Origin of the sequence: Quadrisphaera sp. DSM 44207, assembly GCF_900101335.1 — a bacterium.
Taxonomy (GTDB): domain Bacteria; phylum Actinomycetota; class Actinomycetes; order Actinomycetales; family Quadrisphaeraceae; genus DSM-44207.
On record NZ_FNKA01000003.1, the window covers coordinates 87,027 to 105,882 of the forward strand.

17 protein-coding genes and 1 riboswitch are annotated in these 18,856 nt (G+C 76.4%); of the genes, 11 read left to right on the plus strand and 6 right to left on the minus strand.

Going from position 1 to position 18,856, the window contains the following annotated elements; genetic code table 11:
• Positions 1 to 53 precede the first annotated feature (53 nt).
• Positions 54 to 1,526, minus strand: coding sequence for a helix-turn-helix domain-containing protein (locus BLS82_RS10815; protein ID WP_092865577.1), 1,473 nt, complete (start codon positions 1,524 to 1,526; stop codon positions 54 to 56).
• Positions 1,527 to 1,640: 114 nt separating this feature from the next.
• Between BLS82_RS10815 and BLS82_RS10820 the strand changes: the two genes are divergently transcribed.
• The 8 genes from BLS82_RS10820 (at position 1,641) to BLS82_RS10855 (ending at position 10,598) form a co-directional block, all read left to right on the plus strand.
• The gene (locus tag BLS82_RS10820) at positions 1,641 to 3,527 is read left to right on the plus strand and encodes a phosphoenolpyruvate carboxykinase (GTP) (RefSeq protein WP_092865580.1); all 1,887 of its coding nucleotides are present in this window, start codon (positions 1,641 to 1,643) and stop codon (positions 3,525 to 3,527) included.
• On the plus strand, positions 3,527 to 3,721 hold the full coding sequence (locus BLS82_RS10825; protein WP_092865583.1) for a hypothetical protein: 195 nt from the start codon (positions 3,527 to 3,529) through the stop codon (positions 3,719 to 3,721). Before BLS82_RS10820 ends, BLS82_RS10825 begins: the two co-directional genes overlap by 1 nt.
• Before the next feature lie 121 nt (positions 3,722 to 3,842).
• Positions 3,843 to 5,144 (plus strand): AI-2E family transporter, encoded by a 1,302-nt coding sequence (locus BLS82_RS10830; RefSeq protein WP_092865586.1) that lies wholly within the window; start codon positions 3,843 to 3,845, stop codon positions 5,142 to 5,144.
• Between the two features lie 30 nt (positions 5,145 to 5,174).
• Positions 5,175 to 6,185 (plus strand): SDR family oxidoreductase, encoded by a 1,011-nt coding sequence (locus BLS82_RS10835; RefSeq protein ID WP_092865589.1) that lies wholly within the window; start codon positions 5,175 to 5,177, stop codon positions 6,183 to 6,185.
• A gap of 189 nt (positions 6,186 to 6,374) precedes the next feature.
• Complete coding sequence (locus tag BLS82_RS10840) at positions 6,375 to 7,436, plus strand: LacI family DNA-binding transcriptional regulator (RefSeq protein ID WP_092865592.1); 1,062 nt, start codon at positions 6,375 to 6,377, stop codon at positions 7,434 to 7,436.
• A gap of 106 nt (positions 7,437 to 7,542) precedes the next feature.
• A complete protein-coding gene (locus BLS82_RS10845) occupies positions 7,543 to 8,637 on the plus strand; it encodes a substrate-binding domain-containing protein (protein ID WP_092865595.1) in 1,095 nt (364 codons plus the stop codon).
• A gap of 69 nt (positions 8,638 to 8,706) precedes the next feature.
• Positions 8,707 to 9,741, plus strand: a complete 1,035-nt coding sequence (locus BLS82_RS10850) for an ABC transporter permease (RefSeq protein WP_092865597.1) — start codon at positions 8,707 to 8,709, stop codon at positions 9,739 to 9,741.
• Entirely contained in the window at positions 9,738 to 10,598 is an 861-nt protein-coding gene (locus BLS82_RS10855; RefSeq protein ID WP_092865600.1) for an ATP-binding cassette domain-containing protein, read from the plus strand. Before BLS82_RS10850 ends, BLS82_RS10855 begins: the two co-directional genes overlap by 4 nt.
• An 81-nt stretch (positions 10,599 to 10,679) precedes the next feature.
• Here BLS82_RS10855 and BLS82_RS10860 read toward each other — a convergent pair whose 3' ends face one another.
• Entirely contained in the window at positions 10,680 to 12,101 is a 1,422-nt protein-coding gene (locus BLS82_RS10860; protein ID WP_218123835.1) for an FAD-dependent oxidoreductase, read from the minus strand.
• Between the two features lie 114 nt (positions 12,102 to 12,215).
• On the opposite strand from BLS82_RS10860, the gene BLS82_RS10865 reads away from it, so the two are divergent.
• Complete coding sequence (locus tag BLS82_RS10865) at positions 12,216 to 12,404, plus strand: hypothetical protein (protein WP_092865603.1); 189 nt, start codon at positions 12,216 to 12,218, stop codon at positions 12,402 to 12,404.
• 68 nt (positions 12,405 to 12,472) lie between these two features.
• Here BLS82_RS10865 and BLS82_RS10870 read toward each other — a convergent pair whose 3' ends face one another.
• Both BLS82_RS10870 and BLS82_RS10875 read right to left on the minus strand, forming a co-directional pair.
• Positions 12,473 to 12,871: a DUF2382 domain-containing protein gene (locus BLS82_RS10870; RefSeq protein ID WP_092865606.1), complete on the minus strand. Its 399-nt coding sequence runs from the start codon at positions 12,869 to 12,871 to the stop codon at positions 12,473 to 12,475.
• A gap of 89 nt (positions 12,872 to 12,960) precedes the next feature.
• Complete coding sequence (locus BLS82_RS10875) at positions 12,961 to 13,848, minus strand: DUF2382 domain-containing protein (protein WP_092865608.1); 888 nt, start codon at positions 13,846 to 13,848, stop codon at positions 12,961 to 12,963.
• A gap of 323 nt (positions 13,849 to 14,171) precedes the next feature.
• Positions 14,172 to 14,261: riboswitch (SAM riboswitch) on the plus strand.
• Between the two features lie 6 nt (positions 14,262 to 14,267).
• On the opposite strand from BLS82_RS10875, the gene BLS82_RS10880 reads away from it, so the two are divergent.
• A complete protein-coding gene (locus tag BLS82_RS10880; protein WP_092865611.1) occupies positions 14,268 to 14,780 on the plus strand; it encodes a flavin reductase family protein in 513 nt (170 codons plus the stop codon).
• Positions 14,781 to 14,881: 101 nt separating this feature from the next.
• Here BLS82_RS10880 and BLS82_RS10885 read toward each other — a convergent pair whose 3' ends face one another.
• Both BLS82_RS10885 and BLS82_RS10890 read right to left on the minus strand, forming a co-directional pair.
• The gene (locus BLS82_RS10885) at positions 14,882 to 16,399 is read right to left on the minus strand and encodes a coiled-coil domain-containing protein (protein WP_092865614.1); all 1,518 of its coding nucleotides are present in this window, start codon (positions 16,397 to 16,399) and stop codon (positions 14,882 to 14,884) included.
• The gene (locus BLS82_RS10890; RefSeq protein ID WP_092865617.1) at positions 16,396 to 18,165 is read right to left on the minus strand and encodes a coiled-coil domain-containing protein; all 1,770 of its coding nucleotides are present in this window, start codon (positions 18,163 to 18,165) and stop codon (positions 16,396 to 16,398) included. Before BLS82_RS10890 ends, BLS82_RS10885 begins: the two co-directional genes overlap by 4 nt.
• Positions 18,166 to 18,423: 258 nt before the next feature.
• Between BLS82_RS10890 and BLS82_RS10895 the strand changes: the two genes are divergently transcribed.
• The gene (locus BLS82_RS10895) at positions 18,424 to 18,855 is read left to right on the plus strand and encodes a DUF4383 domain-containing protein (RefSeq protein WP_092865620.1); all 432 of its coding nucleotides are present in this window, start codon (positions 18,424 to 18,426) and stop codon (positions 18,853 to 18,855) included.
• Position 18,856: the final 1 nt, after the last annotated feature.

Consider the following 18,856-nt stretch of genomic DNA (forward strand, 5'->3'; position numbering starts at 1 on the left):
GGCGCCTGCCCGCGCGGCGTCGACAGCGCGACAGCCAACGCTGCCGGCGCGGCTCAGCGCTCGGCCGTGTGCCGCTCCAGGAACGAGTAGACCTCGGTGTCGTCGACGCCGGGGAAGGTGCCCGAGGGCAGCGGCGCGAGGATGTGCGCGTGCATGGCCGCGCTCGGCCACGCGTGCGGGGCCCACCGCTGCGCCAGCGGCGCGGCGGGACGCCGGCAGCACGCCTCGTCGGGGCAGCGCGAGCGGGACCGCGCGGTGGTGTCGCGGCCGCGGAACCACTTCGCGTGCGCGTACGGCACCCCGACGCTGATGGAGAAGCGGCCCGTCGACGTCGAGCCGGTCTGCGACGTGCACCAGTAGGTGCCGTTCGGGGTGTCGGTGTACTGGTGGTACTCGGTGGCCCGCTCGGTGTGGCCGAAGACGGCCCGCGCCGCCCAGGAGCGGCACACCAGCTGCCCCTCGACGGCGCCGCTGGGGTCGGTGGGCAGCCCGACGCCGTCGTTCTCGTACCCCTTGTACAGCGCGCCGTCCTCCCCGACGCGCAGGAAGTGCACGGGGAAGCCGAGGTCGTGCGTGGCGAGGTTCGTCAGCCGCCACGCCGCCGTCTCGTGGGTGATGCCGAACGCGTCGCGCAGGTCCTCCACCGCCAGGTCCTTGGCCGCCTTGGCGGCCGAGAGCAGCGCCAGCGCGGGCGTGCGCGGCACCAGGCACGCCGCCGCGTAGTAGTTGATCTCCATGCGCTGGCGCAGGAAGTCGGCGTAGTCGGTCGGCTGGGAGTGCTCGAGCAGCCGGTGCGCCATCGCCTGCAGCGCGAGCGAGCGCAGGCCGTGGCCGCCGGGGATCGAGGCCGGGGGCAGGTAGATCCGCCCGTTCTGCAGGTCGGTGACGGTGCGCGTGGAGTGCGGCAGGTCGTCGACGTGGATGAGGGTGAGCCCGAGGTTGCCCGCCATCCTCGCCACCGTGCGGTGGGTCAGCGGGCCGGCGGTGTGGCCGGCGGCGCGCAGCTGCTCCTCGGCCAGCGCCTCCAGGTCGGGCAGGTGGTTGTCGCGCGCGCGCATCCGCTGGCGCAGCTCCGTGTTGGCGCGCCGGGCCTCCTCCGGCGTGGCGATGGACGCCTCGGCGCGGCGGCGCAGCTCCCCGTGCAGGCCGACCAGGGCCTCGAGGGCCTCGGTGGGCAGGGACCTGGCGGGCCGGACGGCGGGCAGCCCGAGGCCGGCGTACAGCGGGCTGCGCTGGGCGGCGTCCAGGGCGATCTCGAGGGCGGCGCGCCGGCTGGGCGGCTCGGCCGCCAGCAGGTCGGCGACGGCGACCGACAGGTGCTGCGCCAGGGCGGTCAGCAGGGCCAGGCGCGGCTCGCGGTGCCCGTTCTCCACCAGCGACAGCTGGCTGGCGGTCGCCCCCACCGCGGCCCCCAGCTGCTCCAGGGTCAGCCCGCGCTGGAGCCGGAAGTGGCGGATGCGCCGTCCCAGGGTGAGCAGGTCGGGCGTCCGGGCGGGGGCGTCGGCGGACGCCGTTCGGGAGCTCATCCTGTGACAGTAGCGAAAGATCTGGCGTTTTTGCTGGTCCTCAGGGCTTCAAGACCGCGCCGGGTGCGAGGAGAGTCGACGCGACCACCGCGCTCCCGACCCGGAGGACACGCCATGACGGCTCTCGACGTGCGACCCGCCGACCTGTCCGGCGACGACTTCCAGACCTCCGACGTGCACCGCTGGGTGCATGCGGTGGCCGAGGTGGTGCAGCCGGAGCGGGTGGTGTGGTGCGACGGCAGCGCGGCGCAGGACGCCGAGCTGACCGCGCTGCTGGTCGAGCAGGGCACCTTCATCCCCCTGGACCCGGTGCAGCACTACCACAGCCACCTCGTGCGCTCCGCCCCCGACGACGTCGCCCGCGTGGAGGACCGCACCTACATCTGCAGCACCCGCGAGGACGACGCGGGGCCGACGAACAACTGGCGCGAGCCCGGTGCCATGCGCGCCGAGCTCGGGCGCGTGTTCACCGGCAGCATGCGCGGGCGCACGATGTACGTCGTCCCGTTCTCCATGGGCCCCGTGGGCGGCCCGATGTCCCTGCTCGGCGTGGAGATCACGGACTCGCCGTACGTGGTGGTCAGCATGCGCGTGATGACCCGGATCGGGTCGGGCCCCCGCGCCCTGCTCGAGGCGGGGCGGCCGTGGGTGAAGGCGGTGCACTCGCTCGGGGCCCCGCTCGTCGACGACGCGGGCGTGCGCACCGCCGACGTGCCGTGGCCGAGCAACCCGACCAAGCACATCGCGCACTTCCCCGAGACCCGGGAGATCTGGTCCTTCGGCTCCGGCTACGGCGGCAACGCGCTGCTCGGCAAGAAGGCCATGGCCCTGCGGATCGCCTCGGCCGTCGCCCGCGACGAGGGCTGGCTCGCGGAGCACATGCTGCTCATCAAGGTCACCTCGCCCGAGGGGCGGGCGCACCACGTCGCGGCGGCCTTCCCCTCCGCCTGCGGCAAGACCAACCTGGCCATGCTGCGCGCGACGCTGCCGGGCTGGACGGTGGAGACGATCGGCGACGACATCGTCTGGATGCGCCAGGGCCCGGACGGGCGGCTGCGGGCGATCAACCCCGAGGCCGGCCTGTTCGGCGTCGCCCCCGGCACCGGGTGGTCGACCAACCCCACGGCCGTGGAGGCCCTGTGGGGGAACACGATCTACACCAACGTGGCGCTGACGGACGACGGCGACGTGTGGTGGGAGGGCAAGACGGACGCGGTCCCCGAGCACCTGGTCGACTGGCGCGGGCAGGACTGGACGCCGGGCAGCGGCACGCCCGCGGCGCACCCGAACTCCCGGTTCACCGTGCCCGCGCGCCAGGTGCCCTCGATCTCCCCCGACTGGGACTCCCCCGAGGGCGTCGTCCTCGACGCGGTCCTCTTCGGCGGGCGGCGCGCGAGCAACGTGCCGCTGGTGGCCGAGGCCCGCTCCTGGGAGCACGGCGTGTTCATGGGCGCCACGGTCTCCTCCGAGCAGACCGCCGCGGCGGCCGAGAGCACCGTCGGGGTGCTGCGCCGCGACCCCTTCGCGATGCTGCCGTTCTGCGGCTACAACACCGCCGACCACTGGGCGCACTGGCTGCGGATGGGCCAGCAGCTGGGGGAGCGGGGGCGCCCGCGCGTCTTCGCCGTCAACTGGTTCCGCAAGGGCGCCGACGGGCGGTACCTGTGGCCGGGCTTCGGCGAGAACAGCCGCGTCCTGGCGTGGGTCGTCCGGCGGCTGGAGGGGCGGGCCGGTGCCCAGGACGCGCCGGCCGGCCTGGTGCCCCTGCCGGGCGAGCTGGAGCTGGACGGCCTCGACCTGGACGAGCGGGCGCTCGCCGAGCTGTTCGCCGTCGACCCGGCCGCCTGGCTGCAGGAGGCCCGCGCGACCGAGGAGTTCTTCGACCGCTTCGGCGACCGCGTGCCGCGCCAGCTGCGCGAGCAGCTGGCCGACCTGCGCGCCCGCCTGGCGCCAGCGGCTCCGGCTGCTCCGGCCGCTCCCGCGCGGACGGCGGCCGCCTGATGCGCTACTGGAGCCTCGGGGCGGGCGGGGCCGCCGGGCGCGGGAGCGGCGGCCTGCCGCAGGGCCCGTTCAGCACGCGGCTGCGCCGGCGGGCCGCCCGCCAGGAGCGCGAGGAGCGGCGGCGGGCCGGGGAGGACGCCGGCGAGCAGGACGCCGCGGCGCTCGACCGCGACCCCGAGCGCAGGGCCGGCTGACGGGCGGCGGCGCCCCCCGGCGGACCGGGCTCGCCCCGCCCGCCCCGCCCGCCCCGCCCGCTCCGACCGGACGCGCTCCTCGGGGCGCGGGTCGGGCCCGGGTCGGGCACCCTGTGCCCGCATGAGGGGGACCAGCAGGGACAGGGGCGCCTCGCGGGCCGGCGCCGGGGCGCACCCGGCCGACGGCGCACCCGGCGGCGCGCGCGGTGGCGCACCCGGCGACGCAGGGCCGTCGGAGCGGGAGCTGCGCGAGCGCGCCGCCCGCCCCGAGGAGCCGCTCGAGGGCGCCGACGGCACGGGCGAGGTCGTCGAGCCGCCCACGCTCGCCCCGCCGCCGGCGTCGCCGTGGTCCGACGGGTTCGGCCGCACCGCCGTGCGCTGCGGGCAGGTCCTCCTCGTCGTCGGGGTCGCCGTCCTCGCCGGCTACGTGCTCACCCGCCTGCGGCTGGTGATCGTGCCCGTCCTGATCGCCGTGCTGCTCGCCGCGGCCATCAGCCCGCTGGTGGACTGGCTGGTGCGCCGCCGCGTGCCCCGCCTGCTCGCGGCGTGGATCGCCCTGCTGCTCGGCCTGGGCCTGCTGGCCCTCGTCGGCTGGTTCGTCGTCGCCGGCGTGCGCGACCAGGCCCCCGAGCTGGCCGCACGCGCGACCCAGGGCCTCGCCGAGCTGGAGCGGTTCGTCACCTCCGGGCCGCTGCCGATCGACCCCGCGCAGCTGGAGCAGGCGCGCGCCTCGGTGCTGGAGGTCCTGCAGGGCGAGCAGGTGCGCAGCGGGGCGCTGGCCGGCGCCTCGGTGGCGGCCGAGGTCGTCGCCGGCGTCTCCCTCGGCCTGGTGATCCTGTTCTTCCTCCTCAAGGACGGCCGCGGGATCTGGCAGTTCCTGCTCCGCGGCGCCTCGGGCAACCGCAAGCGCCGCCTGGAGCACGTGGGGGAGCGCTCCGTCGTCGTGCTGGGCGGCTACGTGCGGGGCACCGCGATCGTCGCGCTCGTCGACGCGCTGATCATCGGCGTCGCCCTCGCGGTGCTGCGGGTGCCGCTGGCCCTGCCGCTGGCGATCGTCGTCTTCCTCGGCGCGTTCATCCCCATCGTCGGCGCCACGCTGGCCGGGGCGCTCGCCGTCCTCGTCGCCCTGGTCGCCAACGGGCCGGTCGTGGCGCTGATCGTCGCCGGCGTCGTCATCGCGGTGAACCAGCTCGAGGGGGACGTGCTCTCGCCCATCGTCTTCGGGCGGGTGCTCTCGCTGCACCCGCTGGCGATCCTCCTCGCGCTGGCCGCCGGCACGATCCTGGCCGGGATCATCGGCGCGCTGCTGTCGGTTCCGGTCGCGGCCGTGGCCTGGACGGCGATCCGCACCTGGAACGAGGACAAGCGGGTGAGCACCGCCGCGCTCACGCACCAGCAGCCGTCCGCGCCCGGTCCCGGGTGAGGGAGGGCGCCCGCGGGGTAGGGCGGAGCCATGGGGACGAGCAGCACGGTCACGAAGGGCCTCCGGCCGGTCGGCGAGCAGGTGGTCGTCGTCGTGGGGGCGTCGAGCGGCATCGGGCGGGCCACCGCGCTCGCCCTGGCGCGCAAGGGCGCGCGGGTGGTCTGCGCCGCGCGCACCGCCGCGAACCTCGACAGCCTGGTCGCGAAGATCACCGCCGCGGGCGGGCGCGCGATCGCGGTGCCCACGGACGTCGCCGACCCGGCCGCCGTCCGGGCCCTCGCCGCGCGGGCGGAGGAGCACTTCGGGCGCATCGACACGTGGGTGAACAACGCGGCGGTCGCCGTCTTCGGGCGCCTGGAGGACATCACCGACGAGGAGTTCGCCCGCGTCCTGCACGTGAACGTGCTCGGGCACGTGCACGGGATCCACGCCGCGCTGCCGGCGCTGCGGCGCGCGGGCGGAGGCGTCGTCATCGGCGTCTCCTCCGTGGAGGGCGTGCGGGCCGTGCCGCTGCACGGGCCGTACACCGCGAGCAAGTGGGCCCTGCGCGCCCTCTACGACACCCTGCGCATGGAGCTCGCCCAGGAGGGCGCGCCCGTCGCTGTCACCACCATCCTCCCGGCGTCCATCGACACGCCCTTCTTCGAGCACGCGCGCAGCAAGCTCGGCGCCATGCCGAAGCCCCCGCCGCCGGTCTACGCCCCCGAGGTGGTGGCCCGGGCGATCGTGCGGGCGGCCGCGCACCCGCGCCGCGAGGTGCCCGTCGGCGGGTCCGCGATCGGGTTCGTCCTCGGCCAGCGGCTCTCGCCCGCGCTCACGGACGCCCTGCTCTCGGTGCGCCGCATCGGCGTCGGGACGCAGGTGGCCGACCGCCCCGACGACGGGCGCGACAACGTCGACGCCCCCATGCCGGGCCTCGGGCAGGCGCGGGGCAGCTACTCGGGGCCCGTGCTGCGCCACAGCGCCCTGACCGCCGTGGCCTCGCGCGTGCCGCGCCCGGGGGAGGTGCTCTCGGCGGTCCTGGCCGCGCGCCGCGGCTGACCGCCCGGCGGCGGCAGCGGCGGCAGCGGCGGCAGGGCGGGCAGCGGCCCGCCCTGCCGCCCGGCGGGCAGCGGCCGACGACGTGACCCTTGACAACGTTGCCACGCCTGCGGAGGATCGGCGCTCGCGGGGGCGAGGGCGCCCCGGGGCCCACCGGCCCGCACCGGACTCGGGGGAGCATCGACGCGGATGCCTGGTACCACGGCCGTGCCGCCGGGCCCGCCGCCTCGCGCCCGCCCGACCATGCGCGAGGTGGCGGCCCTGGCCGGCGTGAGCCTGAAGACGGTCTCGCGCGTCGTCAACGGCGAGGAGGGCGTCTCGAGCGAGATGTCCTCGGCCGTCGAGCGGGCCATCGCCCAGCTCGACTACCGGCCCAACCTCGGCGCGAGCAACCTGCGCCGCCGGGGCGGGAAGACCTCGACCATCGCCGCCCTGCTCGAGGACCTCGCGAACCCGTTCTCGGCCTCGGTGCACCGGGCCGTCGAGGACGTCGCCCGCTCGCGCGGCACCCTCGTCTTCGCCGCGAGCGTGGACGGGCAGCCGGAGCGCGAGCGGGAGCTGGTGCGGGCCTTCACCGCGCGGCGGGTCGACGCCCTGGTCGTCGTCCCCGCCGGGCAGGACCAGAGCCACCTGTACCCCGACGTGCGCGCGGGCACCCCCGTGGTCTTCGTGGACCGCCCGCCGCGCGGCCTGCTGGCCGACGTCGTCCTCTCGGACAACGAGCTCGCGGCGGCGACGGCCGTGCGCCACCTGGCCGCCGCGGGCCACCGCCGCATCGGCCACCTCGGCGACGACCGCGCGATCTCGACGGCCCGCCAGCGCCTGGAGGGCTACCGCCGGGCCCACCTCGGGCTCGGCCTGCCCGTCGACGAGCGCCTGGTGGTCCAGGACCTGCGCACCGCGGACCAGGCGGCCGCGGCCGTGGCGCGCCTGCTGTCGACCTCGGCGCCGCCGACCGCGCTGTTCACGAGCCAGAACCTCGTCACCCTGGGCGCCGTGCGCGCCCTGCAGGGCCTGGGGCTGCAGCACCGCGTCGCGCTCGTGGGCCTGGACGACTTCCCCGGCGCCGACCTGCTGCAGCCGCGCACCACCGTGGTCGCGCAGGACCCGGCGGGCATCGGCGCGCTCGCCGCCGCGCTCGTCTTCCGCCGCCTGGAGGGGGAGGCGTGGACCCCGACGACGCACGTGGTGCCCACGCGCCTGGTGCCGCGCGGCAGCGGCGAGATCGTGCCCGCCGTGCCGGGCCCGTGACCCGTTCGTGACCCCGCACCCCGTTGACGGTGCCCCACCCGGCCGATATACAGGCCCCGACAACGTTGTCGAGCGGGCACTGGTGCCCCATCCGGAAGGTCGTGAGATGACCCACCCCCTTGGCTCCCGGCGAGGCGCTGCACCCCTGCTCTCCCTGGTCGCCGCGGCGACGCTCGGCCTGTCCGCCTGCGGCGGCGACACCGGCAGCGGCAGCGGCGGCGGCGGCGAGGACGCGCCCGTCGCCGTCTCGCTCATCACCAAGACCCAGACGAACCCCTTCTTCGTCGCCATGCAGGAGGGCGCGCAGGAGGAGGCCGACGAGCTCGGCGTCGACCTGACCACCGCCGCCGGCCGCGAGGACGGCGACGAGGCGACGCAGGTGCAGGCGATCGAGAACGCGATCTCCTCGGGCCAGCAGGGCATCCTCATCACCCCCAACGGCCCCGGCGTCAACTCCGCCCTCGAGCGGGCCCGCGAGGCCGGCCTGTACGTCATGGCCCTGGACACCCCGCCGGACCCGCCGGAGACCGTCGACCTCACCATCGCGACGGACAACCGCGAGGCCGGGCGGGTCATCGGCGAGTGGGCGAAGTCGCAGCTGGGCGGGCAGAAGGCCACCATCGCGCTGCTCGACCTGTTCAACGACAAGGTCGTCTCGGTCGACTACAACCGCGACCAGGGCTTCCTGGAGGGCATGGGCATCGACGTCGCCGACCCCCAGGCCAACGGCGACGAGGCCGCGACCGGCAGCTACGACGGCGGCGAGTACGAGATCGTGTGCAACGAGCCGACCACGGGTGCCGAGGACGGCGGGCGCACCGCGATGGAGAACTGCCTGTCGCGCAACCCCGAGATCAACGTGGTCTACACGATCAACGAGCCGGCGGCCGCCGGCGCCTACGCCGCGCTGCAGGCCGCCGGGCGCGAGCAGGAGGCGATCATCGTCTCGGTCGACGGCGGCTGCGCCGGCGTCCAGCAGGTCGCCGAGGGCACCATCGGCGCCACCGCCCAGCAGTACCCGGTGGAGATGGCGCGCCAGGGCGTCTCGGCCGTCGCCGAGTACGTGCGCAACGGCACCGAGCCGCAGGTGAGCGAGGGCCTCGACTTCCTCAACACCGGCGTCGCGCTCGTCACGGACACGCCGGCGGAGGGCCTCGAGAGCATCACCACCGACGAGGCCAGCGAGATCTGCTGGGGCTGACCGGCCCTCCCCCGGGTGCGGCCGCTCGCCGGCCGCACCCGGGGCCAGCGCCCCGAAGGAGAGGCACGCATGACCACCACCACCGCACCGCCCCCGCACACCGCCGCCGAGACGTTCGAGCAGCGGCGCCGCTCGCCGCTGCAGCGCGTGCAGCACGTGCTGCACCGCCGGCCCGAGCTGAGCCCCGCGCTGGTCCTGCTCGCCGCCGTCGTCGTCTTCGGCCTGGTCAACGAGCGCTTTCTGCAGCCGCAGAACCTCTCGCTCGTCCTGCAGCAGGTGGCGGTCGTGGCCGCCCTCGCCGTGGGGCAGACCCTGATCATCCTCACCGCGGGCATCGACCTGTCGGTCGGGGCGATCATGATCCTGTCCACCGTCGTCGTCGGGCACGTGGTCTCCGAGCGGGGGTTCCCCGGCTGGCTCGCGCTGCTCGTCGGCCTCCTCGTCGGCACCGCCGCCGGGTTCCTCAACGGCATGCTCGTCACGCGCATCAACCTGCCGCCGTTCATCGTCACCCTCGGCACCCTGAACATCTTCACGGCCCTGTCCCTGCTCATCAGCGGGGGCCTGAGCATCGACGGCGACGTGCTCGGCCCGCTCCTGACCTTCACGGGCCAGACGTTCCCGATCGGCCCGTTCCGGGTGACCACCGGCGTCCTGCTCGTCCTCGCGCTCTACCTCGTCGTCGGGTTCGCGCTGCGCCAGACCGCGTGGGGCCGCCACGTCTACGCCGTCGGCGACGACGCGGACGCCTCCCGCCTGGCCGGCATCCGCGTCAACCGCGTCCTCCTGAGCGTCTACACCGTCGCGGGCCTGATCTTCGCCCTCACGACGTGGGTGCTCATCGGCCGCATCGGCGGCGCCAGCCCCAACGCCGGCGTCGAGGCCAACCTCGACAGCATCACGGCCGTCGTCATCGGCGGCACGAGCCTGTTCGGCGGCCGGGGCAGCCTCATCGGCACGCTGCTCGGGGCGATCACCGTGGGCGTCTTCCGCAACGGCCTCGCGCTGGCGGGCGTCGACGTCCTGTACCAGACCCTCGTCGTCGGCGTCCTCGTCATCGCCGCCGTCTCCATCGACCAGTGGATCCGGAAGGTCAAGGCATGAGCCACCCCGCGGACGGTGCCCCCGGCACCGCGACGAGCACCGTTCCCACCCCCGGCGCCGCCGGCAGCACCGCCGCGGCCCCGGCCGGCGGCGGAGAGCCCGTGCTGCGCGCCGAGGGCCTCGTGAAGACCTTCGGCCGCGTCGTCGGCCTGGACGACGTGGACCTCGAGGTCCGCGCCGGGGAGGTCCTGGCGATCATCGGCGACAACGGCGCCGGCAAGTCGACGCTGATCAAGTGCCTGACGGGCGCGTACGTGCCCGACAGCGGGCAGCTCTACCTCGACGGGAAGCCGGTGCACTTCCGGCGCCCGCAGGACGCCCGCGACGCCGGCATCGAGACCGTCTACCAGACCCTCGCCGTCGCCCCGGCCCTCGACATCACGAGCAACATGTTCCTCGGCCGCGAGGTGCGCCGGAAGGGCTTCGCCGGGTCGGTGCTGCGGATGCTGGACCAGCGCGGCATGCGCGCCTCCGCCGAGGAGAAGGTCCGCGCCCTGGGCATCGCGACGATCCAGAACATGTCGCAGACGGTGGAGACCCTCTCCGGCGGCCAGCGGCAGGCGGTCGCGGTGGCCCGGGCGGCGGCGTTCGGCAGCAAGGTCGTCCTCCTGGACGAGCCCACGGCCGCCCTGGGCGTCAAGGAGTCCGGGCAGGTGCTGCGCACGATCAAGGAGCTGCGGGCCGCCGGGCTGCCGGTCATCCTCATCAGCCACAACATGCCGCACGTGTTCGAGGTGGCCGACCGCATCCACATCCAGCGGCTGGGGCGCCGCGCCGCGGTGGTCACGCCGCAGTCGCACACCATGTCCGATGCCGTGGCGATCATGACGGGCGCCGCCCCGGGCGTGGACCGCTGACCTCACCCTCCCGTCCCCCTCCCCGCGTGATCATGCAGTTCCGGCACACCGGAGCTGCATGATCACGCGGGGGAAGGGGTGTCAGGAGGCCCCGCTCGCCTCCCCGAGGGCGGCGCGCAGCATGTCCTCGCGGTCGACGACCTTCGTGCGCTCGCGCCCGGCCGCCGCGCCGAGCTCCCGCTCGTAGGTGTCGACGAGCAGCCAGCCCGACCACTCCACGGCCCGTGCCCCGCGCTCGCGCAGCAGCGCCGTCACGTCCTGCGGGTCGCGGTGCGGCGCGCGCGGCAGGGAGGGGAGGTCCTCGAGCAGGGAGGCGGCCGTCTCGGCGGCGTCGGAGCGCGTGTGCCCGATCAGCCCCACCGGGCCGCGCTTGACCCACCCGCTGACGTAGACGCCCGGCACCGGCCGCCCGTCCTCGCCGCGCACGCGCCCGGCGTCGTGCGGCACGACGCCGGCGTCCTCGTCGAACGGGACGCCGGGCAGCGGGGAGCTGACGTAGCCGACCGCCCGGTACACCGCGTCGACGGCGAGCTCGTGCAGGCGGCCCGTGCCGGTGACCGTGCCGTTCCCGACCAGCTGCATCCGCTCCGTCTGCAGGCCGCGCACGCGGTCCTCGCCGAGCAGGCGCACCGGCCGGTGCAGGAAGTGCAGGTGCACCGTGCGCTGCGGGCCCTCGCCGGCCTGCTCGCCGGCCTGCTCGGGGCTGGCCTCCTCGGCCGCCGGGTGGGCGTAGCCGCGCAGGGTCTCGAGCACCTGCGCCCGCTGGTGGTCCGCCTCCACCGCGCGGCGGGAGGCGTCGTCCAACTGGAGGTCCTCGAGGTCGACGACGACGCGCACGCCCGGCACCTCGCCGAGCTCGCGCAGCTCCAGGGGGCTGAAGCGCGCCTGCACCGGCCCCCGGCGGGCGACGACGTGCACCTCCCGCACCCGGCTGTCGGCCAGGCCGGCGGCCACGGTGTCGGGGATGTCGGTGGCGGCCAGGTCCTCGGCGCGGCGCACGAGCATGCGCGTGACGTCGAGGGCGACGTTGCCCGCCCCGATGACGGCGACGCGCTCGGCGTCCAGGGGCCAGCCGCGCGGGGCGTCGGGGTGCCCGCCGTACCAGGCGACGAAGTCGGCGGCGCCGTGCGAGCCGGGCAGGTCCACCCCCGGGACGTCGAGCCCGGCACTGCGGTCCGCGCCCGTGGTGAGCACGACCGCGTCGTAGAGGTCGAGCAGGTCGTCGACGGTCAGGTCGCGGCCGACCTCGACGTTGCTGAGCAGCCGGATGTCGCCGCGGTCGAGCAGCTTGTGCAGGGCGGTGATGATCTTCTTGATCCGCGGGTGGTCGGGGGCGACGCCGTAGCGCACCAGCCCGAAGGGCGCCGGCAGGCGCTCGAGGAGGTCCACGCTCACCCGCGCGGGCGCCTTCGCCAGGGCGTCGGCCGTGAAGATGCCGGCTGGTCCTGCGCCCACCACGGCCACCCGGGCGGGGCCCGCTGCTGCGCTCTGACCGTCGCTCACGCGCCCATCCTCTCCCAAGGCGGCGGTGCGCTCGCGCGCGCGGTGACGGTTGGCGGGTGCTGCTGCCGCGTGCCAGGGTGGACGGTCGTCGTCCCCGTCCTGAGGAGTTCTCGCATGTGGGTGCTGCTGACCGCCCGTTTCCGCGCGTGGGTGCTGTTCTCGGTGGTGCTGCCCCTGGCGCGCCGCCTCGCCCGCGGCCTGGCCACGCGGATCGAGCGCTCCGGCGGCTCGTCGCGCACCTCCCGCGCCCTGCGCCGCGTGGGGGGAACCGCGCCGGCGCGGCGCCGTCGCCGCTTCCTCTGAGCAGCAGCTGGCGGCGGGCCCTCGGGCTCGCCGCCAGCTGAACTACACCACCTGACCCGCACAGGACCTCAGGGCTGGTCGACCTCGACCGCCACCTGCTCCTGGCGCAGGTCGATGTCGATCACCTGCTGCTCGACGACCTCGCGGACGCTCACCTGCACCCGCTCGTAGGCGCGCACCTGCATCGAGACCACCGGCACCTCCTCGCGGAGGACCACCTCGAGGTCGCGCCCGGGGCCCGTGGCCGTCATGACGGGAGCCGCCGCGGCGGCGTCCACGGGCACGCGCTCGACGCGCAGCCGCTCGACCCGGACGGGGACCTCCACGGTGCGCATCTCGGTCTCGACCGTGCGCACGACGCGCAGCGTCTCCACCGGGTACCGCTCGCGGCGCAGGTGGGCCTGCTCCACGGAACGGACGACCGACGCCTCCTCCGGCACCGCTCCTGAGTTCACGTCGGTGCTCATCACGCCTCCTCGGGCACTCGCACGACAGGACGGAAGACGCGATGAGGGACGGGCGGGGCCGAAGAGCCCCGCCCGTCCCTCATGCGGTGTCAGCGACGGTCGTTGCGGAGGTTCGGGTCCGCGACGACGTCCTTCTCGAGCTCGATCTGCTCCTTGCGGACCTGCTCGGTGACCGTCTGCTCCTCGGTGACCTGCTGGGTGCCGAGGCGCACGCGCTCGACCGGCACGACGTCCTTGTCCACGACCACGCGCTCGGCGTGGAGGGTGACCTCGTGCTCCTCCTCGGACAGCGCCGGCCCGTCCATGGCCCGGCCCATGGTGGCGTCCGTGATCGGCTCGCGCTGGACCACGACCTCCTCGTGGGTGACCGGCACGGTCTGCGTCACGTTCTCGGTGACGATGTACTTGCGCAGACGGGCGCGGCCGGCTTCGGTGCGCACCTTGCCCACCTGCAGCCGCTCCTCCGAGCGGGTCATCGCGTCGTCCGTGACCGGGCCGGAGGTGTCGCGGCCCACGGCGCGGCCCTCGACGTCGTCGTAGACCCCGTCGCCGTTGCGGTCACCACGACCGCCGGTGCCGACCGCAGCGGCCGTGCCCGTGGTCGCGGCGGTGTCGGCGTAGCCGGTGGTCTGGCCGGTGCCGGTCGGGGACTCCGCGCCGGTGTAGGCCAGGCCGTAGTGGCGGTAGAGCTCCGCCTCGTCGTCGACCGTCAGGGCCTGGTCGATGTCGTGGTTCGGAGCGGCCTTGACCTGCTCCTTGGTGTAGGGCACGCGCAGCTCGTCGCCGCTGAACGTCGCCTGCTCCAGCGGCACGAGGGAGTGGTTGCTGCCGAACAGGCCGGTCTTGACGGCGGCCCACTCCGGCTGGCCGGTCGCGTCATCGAGGAAGACCTCGTCGACCTTGCCGAGCTTGTCGCCGTCCGAGCCGTACGCGGTGGCGCCGCGCAGCTGGGCCGGGTCGCTGATCGAAACTGCCATGGTGTCTCCTCTCGGCACGGGGTCGGTACCCCGTGCGCCGCGGAACGTTCCGGACTGCCCGCAGTGGCCGCCGCGGACGGCGGAGGGTGGATCGCACCTCTGCGCCGTCGATCGACAGTAGCCACCGCGGGTGGCTGCGGCCACTCGAGATCGTCCCGGACGCAGCGTCCGGGCACCCGGTGGCACGAGCACTTCTTTACCCCTGTCCTGGCAGGCCAAACGCCTCCGGGGCGCCGGAGGGCGCCCTCTGCTCCGAGCCGGTGCGCGCGGTCGCTGCGCGTGCTGCGCTTGACACGCGCCGGAGGGCGGTGCGACCGTCCCAGCACCCATCCAGAGCGGCCGAGAGACCTGGCTCGACGACGCCGCAGCAACCGCCCGCGCAGGGCAGGTGCTCCCGCCAGGGCCGATGGAGGAGACAGATGAGCCCCGCCGCCACGTCCGTCGTCGACCTGCCCGCGGTCTTCCGCACGGTCGCCTCGAGCACCTGGGTCGTCACGACCACCGCCCCCGACGGCACGCCCGTCGGCTTCACCGCGATCTCGATCGCCTCGGTGTCCCTGGACCCTCCGCTCATCTCCTTCAACGTCTCGCGGACGTCGTCCAGCCTGCCGGCGCTGACGGCGTCGCGGCGCTGCGCGGTGCACCTGCTGGCGCACGACCAGGAGCTCCTCGCCCGCCGGTTCGCCGGCCCGGCCGCGCACCGCTTCGACGACGAGGGGGCGTGGGGCTGGGACGAGGCCGGCGTGCCGCAGCTGCAGGGCGCCGCGGCCCGGCTCTCCGGCGCGGTGACCGCGTTCGTCGAGGCCGGGGACAGCCTGCTCGTGCTGGCGGCGGTGGAGGACACCCGGGTCACCGGTCGCGCCCCGCTGGTGCACCACGCCCGCGCCTACCACCGCCTCCCCGCGCCGGGGACGCCGACCCACGCCGCCTGAGGACCGCGCCGCCCTCGCGCGGCGGCGAGCGGGCCCGTCCACCCAGCCGGTGGACGGGCCCGCTCGCGTCCGGCGGGAGCCGGGTCGGTGCAAGAGCCGGGTCAGTGCGGGGGCGCGGCGGGCGTGCGGGCGTCGCGCACGTCCACGGAGGCCCGGCGCAGCTCGGCGGGGATCTCGATCAGCTGCGTGTCCACGTCGGCGTCATCCGCGTCCGGAGCCGCTGCGCCGGGCTCCTGCCCCGGCGCCGGTGCTGCGCCGTGCAGCGGGGCAGGGGGGTGCAGCGCCACGCGCAGCGGGTCGTGCACCGGCAGGGGGGCGGAGAGCGGCGCCGGCAGAGAGGCGGGCGCCGGCATCCGCGCCGCCGCCTGCGCCGCCATCTGCGCGGCCTTCTGCATGGGCGTCTGCGCCGGGCCCGGGCGCGCAGCGGCCATCGGTGCGGCGGCCGGCGGTGCGGGGGTCATCGGTGCGGGGCTCATCGGTGCGGGGCTCATCGGTGCGGCGGCCGGCGTCATCGGCAGCGGCTGGGCGGCGGCCGGAGCGTGGTGCACGGGCGCGGCGGCCGGCGCCGGAGCGTGCTGCGCGGACGGCGGAGCCGGCTCGGCGCGCTGGACCGGCACGGAGGCCGGTGCCGCCGGTGCCGCGGCGTCCGTGCCGATCAGGGGGGCCGACCCGGACAGCGTCGCGAGCATCTGCCGCACGTTCGTCAGCTGCGCGTTGATGCTGTCCCGGCGCTGCGCCGCGGCGGACAGCTCCCGCTCGGACTCGGCCCGGATCCGGTCGGCGCGCTCCCGCGCCTCGCCGATCAGCTGCGACGCCTCGTGCTGGGCCTCCTCGAGGATCCGCCGGGCCCGGGCGGCCGCCTCGATCACCTCGCGCTCGGAGAGGGCGCGCGCCTGCGCGGCCGCCCGCTCGACGGCGGCCAGCTGCTCCTCGGCCGCCGCCGTGCGCACCCGGAAGTCCTCCTCGGCCCGCTCGCGCCGGTCCGCCAGAGTCATCTCGAAGTCGGCCGCCGCCTGCGCCGCCTTGGCCCGCTGGCCCTCCCACAGCGCCTCGGCCTCCTCGCGGCGCGCCTTCGCGTCGCGCTCCGCGGCGTCGAGGACGTCGTCCGCGCGGCGCAGCGCCTCGGTGGTCAGGCGCTGGACCTCCGTGCCGGCGTCGCTGCGGATCGTCGCGTCGTAGCGCTCCGCCTCCGCCCGCACCTCCTGGGCCGCCGCCTCGGCCTCGCGGCGCGAGGTCTGCGCGTCCGCCTCCGCGCGGCCGCGCATCTGCGCGGCCTCCTCCTCGGCGAGGGTGAGGATGTCCGCGATCCGCTCGCCGAGCTCGGCGAACGCGGAGGGACGGCGCTTCGCCCCCGCGGCGGCGCGGCCCTCCGCCGCTCCCGCGGCCAGGCCCTCCGCCATCCCGGCGGCGCGGGCCTCCTCGCTCGCGCGCCGCAGGGCCTCCGCGTGGGACTGCTGCTCGGCCGCGAGCCGCCGCACCGCGGCCTCGAGCTCGCGGCTGAGCTCCTCCGCGCGGTCCTGGCTGGCGTGCAGGCCCAGCACCAGCTCGGTCATCCGCTGGTCGACCTGCCCGGGCTCGTAGCCGCGCAGCACCGTGCGGAAGGTGGGGGTCTGGCTCATGGTGCCTCGTCTCCGGTCCGGTCCCTCGTCTGCCCCGTGCTCGCCGGCGCGCTCGCCGCGCCGCCCGCCCCCGCCGCGCCGCCCGCGCCCGCCGTCCGGGCCCTCGCCGCGCCGCCCTCGGGCACCGCGAGCGCGTCGATGACGCCGGAGAGCTGGCCCAGCTCGGTCGCGATCTGCTCGCGGCGGCGGGCCAGCGCCTCGACCTCCGCGCGGGCCTCGGCCAGGACCCGGCGCGCCTGCTCGCGCACCTGGTCGGCCTCCGAGCGGGCGTCCACGACCAGCTGCACGGCCTCGGCCCGCGCGGTGCGCCGCACCTCCTGGGCCTCGCGCTGGCCCCGCGCGACCTCCTCGGCCACGCGCTCGCGCAGCGAGCGGGCGCCGTGCTGCGCCTCCTCCGTGCGGCGGTCGGCGCGCTGCTCGCGCTCGGCGGCGGCGGCCTCGGCGGTCAGCCGCAGCTGCTCGCACTCCTGCGCCGCGCTCGCCAGCAGGGCGGCGCGCTCCTCGCGGGCGGCGCCCAGCGCGGCGTCCGCCTGCTCGAACGCGGCCGCGGTGCGCTCCTCGGCGCCGGCCAGGCGGGTGCGCACGCGCTCGCTCGCCGAGCCCATCAGCGACTGCAGGCGCACCCGCACGCGGTGGACGACCGCGGCGGCCTCGGCGTGGGCGCGGCCGGTCGCCAGGCGCGCCTCCTCGCGGGCGGTGGCCAGCAGCGCGTCGACGGCGCTGCGCGCCCAGGCCAGCTGCTCGGCGGCCTCGGCCAGCTCCGCCTCGGCCAGCGCGCGGGCCTCCTCGCGCACCCGCTCGGCGGAGGCGCGCGCGGCCTCGCGCTCGCGCACCGCCTCGGCGCGGGCGCGCTCGAGCTGGGCCGCGGCCTCCCGGCGGGCCGCGGCGGCGTCCGTCGACGCCGCCGCCATGACGCGCTCCGCGTCGACGTACGCCTCGGACGTCGCCCGCTGCGCCTCCAGCTGGGCGGTCTCGCGCACCGCCTCGGCCTCCGCGTCGGCCTCGGAGCGCTCCCGGGCGCTCTCCTCGCGCGCGGCCGCCAGCACCTGGTCGGCCTCGGCGCGCGCGCTGACGAGGACCCGCTCGGCCTGCCGGCGGGCGCGCACCAGCACCTCGGACGCCCCGCCGCGCACCTCCTCGGCCTCCGCGCGGGCCTGGGTCACCAGCTCCTCGGCCGTGCGCCCGGCTGCCCGGGCGACGAGCGCGGCCTGCTCGGCGGCGTCCTCGACGAGCTGGTGCGCCTCGGCGCGCGCCTCCGCCACGAGGGCGTCGGTGCGCGCGCGCAGGGCGCCGCTGCGCGAGGAGACCTCCTCGTGCTCCCCGCGCATCCGCTCCACGGCCTCGCGCAGCCCCGTCAGCTCACCGCGCAGCCGCCCGGCCTCCTCGCGCAGCGCCGCGGCCCGCGCCTGCGCGCCGTCCAGCTGGTTCGCGGCCTCCGCCGACGCCCGCCGCCGCAGGTCCTGCACGTGGGCCTCCGCCGCCGAGCGCAGGGCCTCGACGTCCTCGCGCGCCTGCGCGCGCGCCGAGGCCGCCGCGCCGGACGCCTCGCGCAGCAGCGCGGCGGCCTCGGCCTCGGCGGCGGAGCGCGTCGAAGCGAGCTCGGAGGCGGTGGCGCGGCGCAGGTCGGCGGCGTCCGCCTCGGCGGCCGCGCGCACCTGGTCGGCGTGCTCCTGGGCGAGGGCCAGCAGGTGGACGGCGCGGTCGGGGACGTCCTGGGGAGCGCCGGCGGCGGGTGCGTGGCCCCGGTGCCGGTGCTCGGTGTGCATGCCGCGATGCTCGCAGACGAGGTGAGCCCGCGGAGGGACTTCGCGGGTGTCGCAGCGCTGCTGGTGCGTCGCGCCCGGCGCGTCGCACCGGCGCGCCGGGTTCGTCCCGGTCCGTCCCCGGGCGACGCGCCCGGCGTTCGGCCTGCCGGGTGATCACGGGCCCCGCGGGCCCCGCGGAGAGCATGGGCGCCCGCGCCGCGGGGTAGACCTGCTGCGGTGCCCACCGATCCTCCGGCGGGCCGCGAACAGGAGGACCCCATGTCCACGCCCACCACCCGCGCAGGCCGCGGGGTCAACCAGACGGTGGCGCTCGTCTTCGGCGCCATCTACCTGCTGATCGGCCTCCTCGGCTTCTTCGTGACCGCCGACGTCGGCTTCGCCTCCAGCGACGGCGACTCCCTCCTCGGCTTCGAGGTCAACCCCCTGCACAACATCGCCCACCTGCTGATCGGCCTGGTGCTGGTCCTGGGTTCGCGCACGCTCGCCGGCGCCCGCTCCGCCAACCTCGCCGTCGGCGTGGTGTACCTGCTGCTCGGCATCCTCGGGCTGTTCATCGCCAGCGACACCAACCCGGTGAACATCCTCGGGCTCAACGGCGCCGACAACGTGCTGCACCTCGGCACCGCGATCATCCTGCTGGCCGTGGCGCTCGGCGCCGACAAGACCGCTCGCCGCGGCGTCAACGCCTGAG